The 13,729-nt window shown below is 57.1% G+C and carries 13 protein-coding genes; 6 read left to right on the top strand and 7 right to left on the bottom strand.

The window, feature by feature from the left end:
• Window positions 1-617 precede the first annotated feature (617 nt).
• Window positions 618-4,490 carry an Ig-like domain-containing protein gene (locus tag TX23_RS16270; protein ID WP_209445921.1) on the top strand — a complete coding sequence of 1,291 codons (3,873 nt, stop codon included), beginning with the start codon at window positions 618-620 and terminating at the stop codon, window positions 4,488-4,490.
• Window positions 4,491-4,571: 81 nt separating this feature from the next.
• On the opposite strand, the gene TX23_RS16275 is transcribed toward TX23_RS16270, so the two are convergent.
• Both TX23_RS16275 and TX23_RS16280 read right to left on the bottom strand, forming a co-directional pair.
• Entirely contained in the window at window positions 4,572-5,633 is a 1,062-nt protein-coding gene (locus TX23_RS16275; RefSeq protein WP_057703090.1) for an FUSC family protein, read from the bottom strand.
• Between the two features lie 79 nt (window positions 5,634-5,712).
• Window positions 5,713-7,329 carry an NADP-dependent glyceraldehyde-3-phosphate dehydrogenase gene (locus TX23_RS16280; RefSeq protein ID WP_057703091.1) on the bottom strand — a complete coding sequence of 539 codons (1,617 nt, stop codon included), beginning with the start codon at window positions 7,327-7,329 and terminating at the stop codon, window positions 5,713-5,715.
• A 138-nt stretch (window positions 7,330-7,467) separates the two neighbouring features.
• On the opposite strand from TX23_RS16280, the gene TX23_RS16285 reads away from it, so the two are divergent.
• A complete protein-coding gene (locus TX23_RS16285) occupies window positions 7,468-8,328 on the top strand; it encodes a Dyp-type peroxidase (protein WP_057703092.1) in 861 nt (286 codons plus the stop codon).
• Window positions 8,329-8,359: 31 nt separating this feature from the next.
• Here TX23_RS16285 and TX23_RS16290 read toward each other — a convergent pair whose 3' ends face one another.
• Window positions 8,360-8,881 carry a DUF3087 family protein gene (locus TX23_RS16290; RefSeq protein WP_057703093.1) on the bottom strand — a complete coding sequence of 174 codons (522 nt, stop codon included), beginning with the start codon at window positions 8,879-8,881 and terminating at the stop codon, window positions 8,360-8,362.
• 114 nt (window positions 8,882-8,995) lie between these two features.
• Here TX23_RS16290 and TX23_RS16295 point away from each other — a divergent pair, with 114 nt between their 5' ends.
• The gene (locus TX23_RS16295) at window positions 8,996-9,175 is read left to right on the top strand and encodes a hypothetical protein (RefSeq protein ID WP_057703094.1); all 180 of its coding nucleotides are present in this window, start codon (window positions 8,996-8,998) and stop codon (window positions 9,173-9,175) included.
• Window positions 9,176-9,187: 12 nt separating this feature from the next.
• Window positions 9,188-9,382, top strand: a complete 195-nt coding sequence (locus TX23_RS16300; RefSeq protein ID WP_057703095.1) for a DUF6021 family protein — start codon at window positions 9,188-9,190, stop codon at window positions 9,380-9,382.
• 91 nt (window positions 9,383-9,473) lie between these two features.
• Here TX23_RS16300 and arsH read toward each other — a convergent pair whose 3' ends face one another.
• The 4 genes from arsH to TX23_RS16320 form a co-directional block, all read right to left on the bottom strand.
• A complete protein-coding gene (arsH, locus tag TX23_RS16305) occupies window positions 9,474-10,187 on the bottom strand; it encodes an arsenical resistance protein ArsH (protein ID WP_057703096.1) in 714 nt (237 codons plus the stop codon).
• Between the two features lie 28 nt (window positions 10,188-10,215).
• A complete protein-coding gene (locus TX23_RS16310; protein ID WP_057703097.1) occupies window positions 10,216-10,686 on the bottom strand; it encodes an arsenate reductase ArsC in 471 nt (156 codons plus the stop codon).
• An 87-nt stretch (window positions 10,687-10,773) separates the two neighbouring features.
• Window positions 10,774-11,130, bottom strand: a complete 357-nt coding sequence (locus tag TX23_RS16315) for a metalloregulator ArsR/SmtB family transcription factor (protein ID WP_057703098.1) — start codon at window positions 11,128-11,130, stop codon at window positions 10,774-10,776.
• Between the two features lie 316 nt (window positions 11,131-11,446).
• Window positions 11,447-11,683 carry a DUF6555 family protein gene (locus TX23_RS16320; RefSeq protein WP_014718918.1) on the bottom strand — a complete coding sequence of 79 codons (237 nt, stop codon included), beginning with the start codon at window positions 11,681-11,683 and terminating at the stop codon, window positions 11,447-11,449.
• A 120-nt stretch (window positions 11,684-11,803) separates the two neighbouring features.
• On the opposite strand from TX23_RS16320, the gene TX23_RS16325 reads away from it, so the two are divergent.
• Both TX23_RS16325 and TX23_RS16330 read left to right on the top strand, forming a co-directional pair.
• Entirely contained in the window at window positions 11,804-12,637 is an 834-nt protein-coding gene (locus TX23_RS16325; protein WP_057703099.1) for an arylamine N-acetyltransferase family protein, read from the top strand.
• A 125-nt stretch (window positions 12,638-12,762) separates the two neighbouring features.
• Entirely contained in the window at window positions 12,763-13,515 is a 753-nt protein-coding gene (locus tag TX23_RS16330; RefSeq protein ID WP_057703100.1) for an outer membrane beta-barrel protein, read from the top strand.
• Window positions 13,516-13,729 lie beyond the last annotated feature (214 nt).

Genomic DNA, 13,729 nt, shown 5'->3' on the forward strand with positions numbered 1-13,729 from the left:
CCCGTGCTAACGAACATTGACCCCTGGTCAGACCGTCGCGAATTGATGCCTGCGCTCCTACCGGCCCTTGAGGCCTTTTTGTAATGGGCAGATCGCGAGCTGATCCAATGTTGGCCAGAAGCTGTTTAGGGCTTCCTCGAATAGGCCTGATACATAGATGCAACCGGGTACCAATGTTTGAAAAGCGGGTTGACAGTGGGGGCGAGTCCATACATAGGAGCGAGCTTGCTCGCGAAAAACGTCAACGATAATGCGAGCATTCTGTTTTGCCGCGGCGTCATTGCGTTCTTCGCGAGCAAGCTCGCTCCTACAAGGGGTGGTTTTTCCAGAGCCAAAAAACAGGCAAAAAAAAGCCCGCTGGGGCGGCGGGCTTGATATGCAACGTTTGTAACGGATGAGGCTTCACACTACGTCTCGGCTTGTGAATAAAACGTGAAAAATATGTAAGAAAAAGTGTGAATGTGCGGACATTGTCTTAACGGCATTTTCGCTTGACGCACAGCCACTCGTCGCAACTGTCAATTCTCACAGCTATACGCGCGCGCGCTCACCGTTGTTTGATCTTCCTGGCCCCACGCACACAATCCCTGTGTGTCCTCCAGCTAGGAGATCTTTGAATGTCTGACTATCCTGATACCCACAACGATCCAATCCTGTCCGCCCCTGACGGCGCTTCGTTCCCCGTCGCCTGTCTGTCCCGCCAGAAAGAGTCTATTGTCGCCGGCCCACAACGCTTGGAAAACCTCGACCATCCTTACTCCGCCTATCCGGCCATACCTCTTGCGCATGTGCCCTATGAAGTTGCGGTGTATGGCCTGGGGATCCGGCATGTGCGCCCTTACGCGCTCTATTCATTTGAGAATTGGACCTCTCTGGGTCTTAACGATTACTTCGCCATCTACTTCGACGACTTGATTTACCCCGCCGCTGACGGCCTCGTAGCGGATGACACTCTGGTTCGCCAGAGCCTGGCGATTCCCCATGTGCCGGAGGGTGAAGTTGTCACATATGGCCGAGTTCTGCGGGCAGGCAGCAGCACCGAAAGCACCTCCCCCCAGCGTATTATTCTGGTCAAGACCACCCGGCCAGGTGGCGCCGATACTGACCCGGGCAGCCCATGGCATACCGGGCTGGTAATGGCAGTCGAAGGGTTCCCCGAAGGTGAGACCCTGCGTTTGGAAAATGTCGGTCTCGGCTTGTATTGCCTGGTTGACGCCTACGAAAATATCCGCAAAAACGATGTGATCGAGCTGTCCTGGGACGGCATTTTTGTCCTGCACACCGTGACGGTCGATGAGGCGGACGGAGCGGGACCGATTCGTGTGTTTGTAGCTAAATCGATCATCGAGCAGGGCGGGCAACGGGGTACATTGACCCTGCGTTTTCGCGTGCGGGATGTAGTTGAGAATTTCTCCGGCGAAAAATATCAGTATTCCAAACCCTATTTCCTCAACGCCGAGCTTGACCCCAACCTGCTGAACTCGCCGATTTTTCTGGTGGATGACGAAGAGCTTGATCCCATCACTAAACAGATTGACTTCGACACCCAGAGTGGCTCGACCTTCGAGCTTGTCGTCCTGACCGACCGGCAGTTTCCAACGCCTAGCCCCAGATATGAGATCACTGTTTCCTTGCTCTGCACGCGGGACGACGGCACCAGCGAGACTATCTTGTTGGGGCCTGTGCCTGATTTGAACCGGGGTTTCACCTATATTCCCATCGATAACGACATCATTGCGCAAGTCGTTGGTGGCTCACTTCGGGCGTCATTTATCTGGACGACCGATGTGGCTGCGCACCAATCCGGCAGCATCACGATCACCGTGGTCGGCACCAAGGTTTCGATGCCAGCGCCCAGCGTCAGCCCCATCGAGTTGGGATTGATTCCGGTAGGCGAGGACATCACCGTCACCGTTCCAACCTACGTACCGCACAATCCCGGTATGCTGGAAGAGATGTCCATCACCCATGTGCCGCCGGGTGGTGGTGGCGCGATTATCCTCAGTCGAGAACAGTTGGCCGGTTCGCAAGGTGGCACCTACACGTTCACTGCGGCCGAAGTGGCACCGTTCAACGGGTTGGGGATCGATATTAAATACACCACCAATGATGGCGCCGCCCATATCCTGGGAGGCAGCGCATTGGCGCTGCGTCAATCGGCGACGCTTGGAGCGCAAGTCGGTGAGCGCACCGCCGATATGCCGGCGCCACGCTTGCAAGGCGCTATTGGTAACAACGTGGACCCGGCTGATGTGCCCGGTAGCGATGTGTTGGTGACCTTTACCTATTTGGGTACTCGGGACGGCGACAAGCTTCACTGGTCGTGCGTTGGCTCAGGTCTGGGCGGCTCCGCCAGTGGCACAATCGATATCAACCGCGCAACCGCCGGCAAGGAACTGCCCTATCCGGTCAGCCGCGACATTCTCGACAAAAACCTCAACGGTAGCCTACGCATTTCTTACAGTCTGGAGAGCGCGGGCCCACCGAAAGTGGTGCTGCGTTCAGAAGTACTGGTGCTCACTGTAGGCAAAGGTGTGCAGTTGGATCGGCCGATCATTGAGGGTGCCTCGATTTCTCCGGATGAACTCAACCCGTTGGCGGCCCTGAGTGGCGCGCGGGTGATCGTGAAGTTTCGGCCGATGCTGGCCTCTGACTTTATTACCGTCGATTGGATCACTGCTGATGATCACGGTAGTGCTGCAAAAAATGTCGATGGCGATCCGACGACCCATGAAGTCAGTGTGCTGTTGGACGCACGCACCATCGCCCAAGGGATCCGCGAGGGGGGCAACACTATTGATGTGAAATATCACTTCCATCGCGGCGCATTCGAGTATGAGTCCCTCACAGTTCCCCTGCGATTGCTGGCGCTGACCGGGCTGCCGACGCCGATTATCGAAGACATCGGCGGGCCGATTCTGGACGTGTCGCAACTGAGCCCAACCGCACGTACCCATATCCCTGTATGGAGTTTCATCCATGAGGACCAATTGATATGGATGACTTACGAAAGCGACAGCACTGTTATCGAAGAAACCTACAGCGCCAATGAAGTAACGGATGAGGGTGTGAGAAATGGAATCAATCCACCCACACCGGTTGACAAGATCAAGTTGCTTGAAGATGGTAAGGAGTTGGTCATCAAGTTCTTGTGCAACATGGCGGAAATCCCTGACAAAAGCACGGCGGTGCTGTTCGGTGTGCGTCACTACACTATTCAGGCGCAGCCGGGAGTATTGCCTCATCCGTTTATCAATGGCACCGCCGATACCGGGTCGAGCGTCACGGTGGACCCGCTGCCGATCGAACACAATACGACGGTAACCGTTAGTTACACCGGCATGAGTGGGCAAGATAGCATAACGCTGGAATGGATTTTTGCCGACGGCACTCACCACGCGGTAGTTGAGAATGGAATGGATGGGGGCTCGGTGGTATTTAACCTGACCGCGGATAAAGTCTTGCATCGCAGTGTAAACAGTACGGTGTGTCTGAGGTATTCGGTAGAGCGGCCGGGCGTGGTGGACCCGATTCCATCACAAGTACAGAGGGTGAAGGTAAACTCCATTCCTGTTGCCAGTTTACCGCAACCACGAATCAACAATATTCAGCCTGGCGGCAGTCTGGATGTGAATACCTTTGCAGGGAACGGGCAGGCCTCGTTGCCTAAATGGGCCTTGAGTGTGCAGGAAAGTCGTGCATTTATGACATGCACGAGCCCCGGAGTGGCTCCTTTGAATGTACTCACGGTGGATGGCGAACTGGTCACCTCAACAGAGGCCGCCAATGGGCTTGTCAACAAAGCGGTACTTCGCAGCTGGCTGACGGGGCTCCCTGATAAGGCGCAAATCACGGTAACCGTTGAGGTTGAGTTCAGTGGTAACACGAGCAAGGAAAACGCAGTCGAGTTCCCTCCAACCAATTACATTGTCAAGACCTTGCGTGGGATAACTATGGATGAAAGCACTCTATATGTAAATTTGCGTGGATGGGTGCTGCAAAACTTCGGGTTTACCGACGTGGCGTATACAGGTGCAGTTGGCCGTACTGCCACTGGCGGGTCAGGATTCCTGACATATCGTTCAAGTAACACGTCGGTAGTTACTGTTGATTTGTACAGCGGACGACTTACATTCACAGGGGTAGGTAGTGCAACAATTACCGTATCGGACACGTCGGGCCAGTCAAAGGGCTATATCGTTCAAACTTCAGGAGGCGGTAGAATATGCCGCTTCTACGGAGGGTTAGCGCCGTGGCAAACGCACTACAATCAAATCAGAAATTCGGGTGCAATCATGCTTAAATATGATACTGCTCGAAGTCTCTATAGCGCATTTGGGCGCGGGTTCCCCCACACGGATGTTGCTTGGGTTGATGAAGGTATCCCGCCTGAGTCCCCCAACGCTTATTACAGTGTCTACTTATCGAGTGGTATGGGATTCAACCGTGACCAATGGTCTGGTAACGCTTATGGATACGGTATTTTTTAATTGAGGCGAAGTTTATTAAAGTGGTGAGTAAAAAGGGACGGATCACTGTTATTTATGAATCCGTCCCTGTTTCTCATGAGTTCAAATCTTCCAATGCGACGAATGTTTAGCCAGCCGCCCGCGCATCGCATCCACATTCGCCGCCAACTGCACCGTCAACAACCGATACCCATCCAGCGCACTGTAAACCGGTGCATCCAGTGCAGGCTCACTGCCTGCTGCGTGACCACTGCGCTCCAACCGCTCCGTCACCCCCGATTTCAACGCCCGCGCCATCCCCACCAGTTGCACCCGAATTTGCCGATGCTCGGCCTTGAGCATCACCTGCATCCGCGCCGTCGCCTGCTCATCGCGAGGATCCGGCCGAGTATTGCCGAGAATCTCCAGGGTGCTGACGCACAGGCGCAGGTGCCGCTGGATCGCGTCCAGTTCGGTCATGGAGATACGCACTTCCTTGGACACCGACGGCATCAACGAGCGCAGTTGCACCATCGACCCGTTCAAGCGGTTGAGCAGCTTGAGGTGCTCATCGTCGGTCACCGATTGGCCACTGATGATGCGGCTGTAGATCTGCGCGCAGTCACGCAGGGCACCTGCCAGGTTGTAGCGCCACGAATACACGGCGTACAACGGCAAGGCAAAGGAAAACGCCAGGGCCAGCACAATGCCGATGAGGATATCGACGGTGCGCCACAACCCATCGGAGATAGGGTTATCGCCGTGGCCGGCGACGATAAACACCGTGATCGCCGACAGCAGTGCGATATAGCCGCCCTTGCCGATGGCGTGATAGGAAAAGAACCCGCACACCACCGACATTAACAGGTAGGTCAACAGCGGCAGGCCGAAGTAAGCCTGTTGCACCACCAGCAGCAAACCGACGCTGGCGCCGATCAAGGTGCCGTAGGCGCGCTCGACGGCTTTTTTGCCGATATTGCCGTGATGCTGCAGGCCGCCGATCACGATCAGCATGGTCACCGACGCCCATTCCCCATGGGGCAGGTTCAGGCCGCTGGTCAACAGGATCGTCGCCAGCAAACCCACAGACACGCGCGCGGCGTGGATCAGCTTGGCGTGACGAAAGCGGCGGTACGGGTCGAGCAGGGGGCGCAGCAGGCGCCGGGCAAAAATGGGCAGGTTCATCGGTATTGAAGTGGCCTCAAATGTATGAATGTGCTCGACTCAATGTGGGAGCTGTCTGCACATTGGAACGGGGTTGGCTTCAGAAAATGTAGTCGGTCGTCAGGAAGCTCGAGTCACGGTTGCGCAGGATATCGCTGACCAACGCCTTGTTACTCTCCTGGAACTTGGTCGCCACCAGGGTACGGATCGAGAACACCCGCAACGCATCATGCACCGACAGCGTGCCTTCGGCCGAGTTCTTGCGCCCGTTGAACGGGAAGGTATCCGGCCCGCGCTGGCATTGGGCGTTGATATTGATGCGACCGACCTGGTTGGCAAAGGTGTCCACCAGGCGCCCGACGGCGACGGGGTCGGTGCCGAAGATACTCAACTGTTGGCCAAAATCAGAATCCAGCACGTAGTCGATCACGGTCTCCAGGTCACGGTAGGGCACGATCGGCACCACCGGGCCGAATTGTTCTTCATGGTAGACGCGCATCTGCGGGTTCACCGGGTACAGCACCGCCGGGTAGAAGAACGAACCACGGCTGCTGCCGCCCTCGCTATTGACCACTTGGGCGCCGTGCCGGGCGGCATCGGCCACCAGTTCGTTGAGGTAATCCACTTTGCCCACTTCCGGCAATGGCGTCAGCGCCACGCCGTCTTCCCAGGGCATACCGGGCTTGAGGGTCGAGAGTTTGGCGTTGAATTTCTCGATAAAGCTATCGACGACATCCTCATGCACAAACAGGATCTTCAATGCAGTGCAACGCTGGCCGTTGAACGACAGTGAGCCGGTGACCGCTTCACTCACCGCGTTATCCAGGTCCACCTCGGGCAGCACGATCCCGGGGTTCTTCGCATCCAGCCCCAGCGCAGCACGCAAACGGTGTGGCTTGGGGTGCAGTTTTTTCAAATCACTGGCGGCCTTGTTGGTGCCGATAAATGCAAAGATATCGATCTTGCCGCTGGCCATCAGCGCGCTCACGGTTTCGCGGCCGCTGCCGTAGATCACGTTGATCACCCCGGCCGGGAAGCTGTCGCGGAACGCCTCCAGCAACGGGCGGATCAACAGCACACCGAGCTTGGCCGGCTTGAACACCACGGTATTGCCCATGATCAACGCCGGGATCAGCGTGGTGAAGGTCTCGTTCAAGGGGTAGTTGTAAGGCCCCATGCACAGCGCCACGCCCAGGGGCACGCGACGGATTTGCCCGAGGGTGTCCTGCTCCAGTTCGAAGCGGCTGCTGCGGCGGTCAAGCTCTTTGAGGGCGTTGATGGTGTCGGTGATGTAGTCGCAGGTACGGTCGAATTCTTTCTGCGAGTCCTTAAGGTTCTTGCCGATTTCCCACATGAGCAGTTTCACCACCGCGTCGCGCTGTTCGCGCATACGCCGCAAAAACGCCTCGACGTGCTGGATGCGCTCAACAACGCGCATCGTCGGCCACTCACCCTGGCCACGGTCATAAGCACGCACCGCCGCATCCAGCGCGGTTAGGGCGGTCTCGGCGTCCAGCAGCGGCGTGCTGCCGATATGCACGCGTTCATCGCCCAACTGCACCGGGCTTTGCACGCGTGCAAGCGGGCCGTTCCACACCCGCAGCTGGCCATCGACCAGGTAGTCGCGCTGTTCAATGGGCGCCGCCAGGCGAAATTGCTCGGGAATCTGGGAGACGGAAGTAGGAAACAGCTGGGCGAGCAGGTTGCTGGTGGTCATGTCGCTACCCCTGGAATAGTTGCAAAACATGACTAGAGAGTCACCCAACTGACGGCTCTAAGGCAAGGCTTGCGCGCATTGTTGTTCGCAGCGCGGTGCGCGCCGGGTAAACTGCGCGGCTTTTCAGAAGGAGTTCACATGAGTCAGTACCAGCCGGGCATTCTTGCCGCACCAGTGCCTTTGCAGGCCCGCCATCTGTTTTTCGCCCTCGATTCCCTGCAAGCCGTGCCCGCAGCATTGGACGCGCTGGTGCAACTGACGGATGCGCAGGCGGTGGTCGGTTTCGGTGAGCCGCTGGTAAAGGCACTGGGCGCCGAGATTGAAGGGCTGCGCGCATTTCCCTCGGTAAGCGCCCCTGGCGCGCACAACCCGTCCACCCAGCAGGCGTTGTGGGTATGGCTGCATGGGGTGGATCGCGGTGAGTTGCTGCTGCGCAGCCGGGCCGTCGAAAAAGCCCTGGCCCCGGCGTTTCGCCCGGTGCAATCGATTGAAGGCTTCCGCTACAAGACCGGTTTTGACCTGACCGACTACGAAGACGGCACAGAGAACCCTCACGACGATGCCGCCGTGGAAGCCGCTTTGACCGACAGCGGCGCCAGCTTTGCCGCGATCCAGCAATGGCAGCACGACCTCGACGGTTTCGCCGCATTGCCTGCCCAGGAGCGTGATCACATTATCGGCCGTCGCCATGGTGACAACGAAGAACTCGACGACGCCCCGGAATCTGCCCATACCAAACGCACGGCCCAGGAGAGCTTTACCCCGGAAGCCTTTGTGGTACGTCGTTCGATGCCCTGGGCCGAGAATGGCCAAGCGGGGTTGATGTTTCTCGCCTTCGGGCATTCCTTCGATGCGTTTGAGGCCCAGCTTCGGCGTATGAGCGGGTTGGAGGACGGGATCGTCGATGGCCTGTATCGCATCAGCAAGCCGCTGACCGGTGGCTATTACTGGTGCCCGCCGGTGAGGGAAGGGCGCCTGGACCTGAGTCTGGTTTTTTAAACGCCTTTTTGCCTGCTTCCTGAGGCACGCCTCAAGCGCTTTTGAGCGTTTCCAGCCACGCGGGATCGAGCCGGGTTTGTTCGGTATCGATCCCCATCGCGTGCATCTTCGCCTTGTGTGCGTTGATCTCGCCAACCAGTTGCGCCTGGGCGCTGGAGTTGGCGTCCAGCTCATGCATCTGCGTCAGCCCCAGGTGATAGAAACGCAACAGCTTGATGGCGGTGGGGTCGTTGGCTTGTACCCGCTCGGTGACCTTGTGCATTACGTTGGTCACGCTCATCAGGCTGCGCTTGAGCTGCCAGCCATACACCGCCGGCGCCAGCCAGGGCTGGGACCAGAACGGGCCACGCACCAGCGCCAACACGACCAACACGGCGGCAAATACACCGCCGACATTGAAGCGAAAGTTGTCCCCGCCAGGTTCGCCGAACAGCATCACCGCCAGGCTCGACAGCAGCATGGCCAGGGCCAGGAACAGCACGGCCACGATCAGCGTGCTGCGGCGCGTCTGTTGACGGTAGGTGACGGGGTCGCAGGGTTTGAGCTCGAACATCCGGGTCAGGTCTCCAGAAAGGGCGCTCATCTTCTCATGCTTGCAACAATGAAGTTGAACGATGGCTGCGCACGGTTTCTCTAAACCTGTGAAGCCCTCATGAGGTATGCCGTCATGTCTGAACACAAGCAGCCACCGCCGGGTACACCGGATCCTAACCGCACACCGGGTGAAGAGGAGCGCGACAACGATGCACTGCGTCCCAACGATCCCAAAGAGCGTGGCCCCGACAACGATGTCGAGCGCGCCGAAGAAGACCTGGAAAACCTCCACGACAAAGCGCGCCCGCTTTAGCAGGAGCATCTGATGAACAAACGTACCGATGGTCCCCACTCCAACGAGCACGCCAGTGGCAAGGATGAGCTGGGTTTTGATCCGGACTCGCCCGATGTGGCCGACCCGCAGGTTGACCCGGTAGGCCCTGCTATTGCGCCGCTGGATGAGAAAAATTCATCTGAGAAAAAGCCGCCGTACGATCCGTTGGGCGACTTGAAGAAGTGAACTATAGCCAGGGGTTTTTTAGATTCTAACCGCACCAGTGCCCCCTCTTTGAGGGGGTATTTGTCGCGATGGTGAACGCATCGTGGGACCCTTAGATGGAGCGCTGATTCACTCGTTTCGACAGTTCTTCAGCCGACTCTTTGCGCTCCGAGTAACGGTCTACCAGGTAGTCCTGACGGTCACGCAATAGCAGCGTGAACTTCATCAGTTCTTCCATCACGTCGACCAGCCGATCATAGTAAGGCGAAGGCTTCATGCGTCCATCTTCGCCAAACTCGGTGAACGCCTTGGGAACTGAAGATTGATTGGGGATAGTCACCATGCGCATCCAGCGCCCCAGAACGCGCAATTGATTCACCACGTTGAAAGACTGAGAGCCGCCGCAAACCTGCATGACCGCCAGGGTTTTACCCTGGGTTGGACGTACGGCGCCCATTGCCAAAGGCACCCAGTCGATCTGAGCTTTAAATACGGCGCTCATTGATCCATGCCTCTCCGGAGAACACCACACCTGGCCTTCCGACCACTGCATTAGCTCGCGAAGTTCAGCGACTTTCGGATGGGTATCTGGAGCATCATCCGGCAGCGGTAATCCTGATGGATTGAAGATCCGCGTTTGTGCGCCGAAGTGCTCCAGTAACCGCGCGGCTTCCTGGGTAACCAACCGGCTGAACGAACGCTCGCGGGTCGACCCGTAGATCAGAAGGATGCGCGGTTTATGCGTGGACGGCTCACGAGGACTGAGCCGTTCCATGCTTGGGACGTCGATGAGATCTGCTTCGATGTTTGGAAAAAGGTCTTTCATAGTGACTCCGGGCCCTGTGACGCTTGGCTTACAACGTGCCGATGCGGGTTAGCTCAGCTTTGAGGTCTTCTTCGTTCAATGTAGCGACAGGCAACGAAATGAACGCGTTGACCCGCTCCTGAATTTTGCTCAGGGTTTGCTGGAATGCCGCGTCGATCTGCGCCTGCGATCCCGTGGCTTCGGATGGATCAGCCAGCCCCCAGTGAGCTTTGAGCGCCGCGCCCAAGAAAATCGGACAGGCTTCGCCGGCAGCACGATCACAGACGGTGATGACGATGTCTGGAGGCGACCCTTCAAAGGCATCGGACGCTTTACTGCTAAGACCTTCAGTAGGGATACCAGCCGCTTTGAGCGTTTGAATCGCCTGGGTGTTTACCCGGCCACTGGGGAAGCTTCCGGAACTGACTGCTTGCATTCCTTCAGGAGCAAGGTGATTGAACACCGCTTCGGACAAAATGCTCCGGCAGCTGTTGTGGGTGCACATGAAGAGGACTTTCATCGTGATCTCCTGGAATCAAAAGCTGAGGTGCAAATCCAAGGCGCTCAGCGTGGCTGGCATGTGAGCGGCTCGTGTCCAATAGTTGGATCAGCCGCAGACGGTCTGATTGACTGGGCGATCATTCATCTCACGGAGCCGCTTGGTCTCTGTCAACAGCCACTGCTGGTTGGCATCTACGACACCTTTAAGCATTTCGGTGACCCAGGCAGGAAGGTCAGGGTGGAGTCGGTAGTAAACCCATTGCCCTTGGCGGCGATCCGCCAGTAACCCAGAGGACCTCAGCAACGCGAGGTGTCGAGATATCTTTGGTTGGTTCTGCTCAAGAACGGCGGTCAGTTCGCATACACAGAGTTCGCCCTCGCGGGCGATAAGAAGCGTTATTTTGGCTCTAGTATCATCTGCCAGGCTTTTGAACAAAACGGTGGGGGTGATTGGCTCGTTCATAAAGCTTCCCGATACTCACTTTTCTGGCATGTGAAAAATCGAATATATGATTATCCGTATATGCTGTAAAGCGAATGTAATGGATGTTGCGAGCCTGATTGCCTGGCACATAGCGATGGGTTAGGGCTGCTTGCCAATGCACTGGCGCAAAAAAAAACGCTGACGTAGCCGCCAGCGCTTGGATGATGCGATTCATAACGATGCAGCCATACATCGCCGCTTTTCGATGCTTAAAGCCTTCAAGACGAAGCCTTGTGACGGCTATCAGAACAACTATGTACCATTAAGGCCCAGCTCTCATTGAGCCGGGCTTTGTTTATTTGGGCGGGTTCCAGCTGACGTCGCTGATACCGTATTTTTCCGCCCAGGGCCGGGTGGTTTTTTTCACTTGCTCGTGACCAACGCGACCGATGCGGCTGACATGCGCAATGTCGGCATCAACAGCCGCCCAGTGCCAGGCTTCGGCGTTGTTCATCACCTCGGCGCGCACCACGAAAGACTTGGGTTTACCGTGTAGCTGATAGTGGATGGTGTAGATTTTTGCGGTACTCATGTTGCCTCCCTGTCTTGTTATAGATGGATAGGCCGGCGTTCTAAAAGGTTCATTCAAAATGACAACGTACGCAGAGGCGCGGCATAGTGACGCTCTTGCCCTGCGCCCGAGGATCGCGCCATGCTCACACCCACGGATAGCCGCCTGTACCTGCAACGCCTGGGCTATGCCTCGCCGCCGGCGCCGACCTTGCAGACCCTGCGGGACTTGCAACTGCGCCATGTGTGCACCTTCGCCTTTGAAAGCCTGTCGACCCTGATGCAGGTGCCGGTGCCGATTGACCTGCCAAACGTCGCGCAGAAGGTGTTGCACCAGGGACGCGGCGGCTATTGCTATGAGTTGAATCAGCTGTTCCTGGCGCTGTTGCAGACGCTGGGTTTTGACGCCCGCGGCATCACCGGTCGTGTGGTGATTGGCGGGCCACCGGATGCCCACACCGGGCGTACTCACCGTCTGAGCCTGGTGACCCTTGATGGCGTGCGCTATATCACCGATGTGGGCTTCGGTGGCATGGTCCCCAGCAGCCCGTTGCAACTGGACAACGAGGCACCCCAGGCCACGGCCCATGAGCCTTTTCGCCTGACACACCATCAGGGTAGCTACACGTTGTGGGCCCAGGTCGGTGAGGAGTGGCGCGGCTTGTATGTGTTCGACTTGCAAGTGCAGGCCGATATCGACTACGAAATCGGCAACTGGTATGTCTCAACGCATCCGGGGTCACCGTTCGTGGGGCAGTTGAAAGCGGCGCTGCTGGCTCCCGGTCAACGTCATACTTTGGCCAACGCCCGCTATGCGCTTCATTACCTGGATCGACCCAGTGAAAAGCGCACGCTTGAGAGTGCCGATGAACTGCTCGGGCTATTGCGCGACACCTTCGGCATTCAGCTGCCGGATCAGCCTCAACTGCGCGAAGCCGTCGAACGCCTTATTCGCATGGATCCTGAAGAATATTGAGATAGAGCCTTCGCTGAACCGTTTTTTCTCCATTTTGGTGCAAATCAGTTCGAACTTTTCGCAAACGCCAGGGTTCGAACCGATTCCTGAATACTTTGCCCACCTTAAAATGGAGATGTAAAACGATGTCCAAACTATTCGGAAAATTCGTCAAGAACACCTCGCTGCTGGCCCTGGTAGCTGCGCCTGGCGTGGTGTTTGCTGCACCCTCCACCGACCCGATTTCCACGTTCGGGATCATGGGCAGCTACAACGACTTCAAACTTGAAGGGGGCAGCGAAAGCGACAAGGACCACATGCCCGAAGCGGGCCTGTTCTATAACTTCGGCAACAAGCTCACCGCCGAATCCGGCTTCATCTACCAGGCCGGTATCGAAGCCAAGTACGGCGAGAAGAGCGATAACAAACTCAAGGAAGGCCAGGCTGACCTCGACCTCGGCTGGCGTGCCGCGCTGGATGCGCGCAACTTCGTCGACGTGATCGTGGGCGGTGGCTACACCTGGACTCGCTATGAGCCGGACACCAATGACTACGACATGAAGCTCACCAATAAGTCGCCGTTTGCCAAGGCTGCGCTGGGCTACAACCACCAGTTCGATGACATGACCCTGCGCGTTGAAGCCGGCGCCCGCCGCACCATTGATGGGCGCGCCAAACTCAAGGTTGACGGCGTTGGCAGCGACAGCGTGGACCTCAAGGACCGCACCAACCCTTATGCCGAAGTCAGCCTGCTGATGAACCAGAAGGGCGACCTGCCAGTGATGGCGGGCCTGTACTACACCCGCACCGAGTACAAGCTCGACGACGACTCCTATGTGGCCGATAACACCAAGCTCAAGCGTGATGAGTATGGCTTCAAGGTGGGTATCGCGTTCTAAGGTTATCGCCCGGGCAAACCGCAAGTTTGAACACAAACGCCTCGATGTGAATCGAGGCGTTTTTATATCTGTAGCCACAATATGGGCAAAGAGGGCCAGTATATTGAGGGCATGTAGGAGCGAGCTTGCTCGCGAAAAACTCACAGGCGCCGCGTTTATTCAGGAAGCACGCATTATCGTCGACGTTTTTCGCGAGCAAGCTCGCTCCTACAGG

The sequence above is a fragment of the Pseudomonas paralactis genome, assembly GCF_001439735.1.
Taxonomy (GTDB): domain Bacteria; phylum Pseudomonadota; class Gammaproteobacteria; order Pseudomonadales; family Pseudomonadaceae; genus Aquipseudomonas; species Aquipseudomonas paralactis.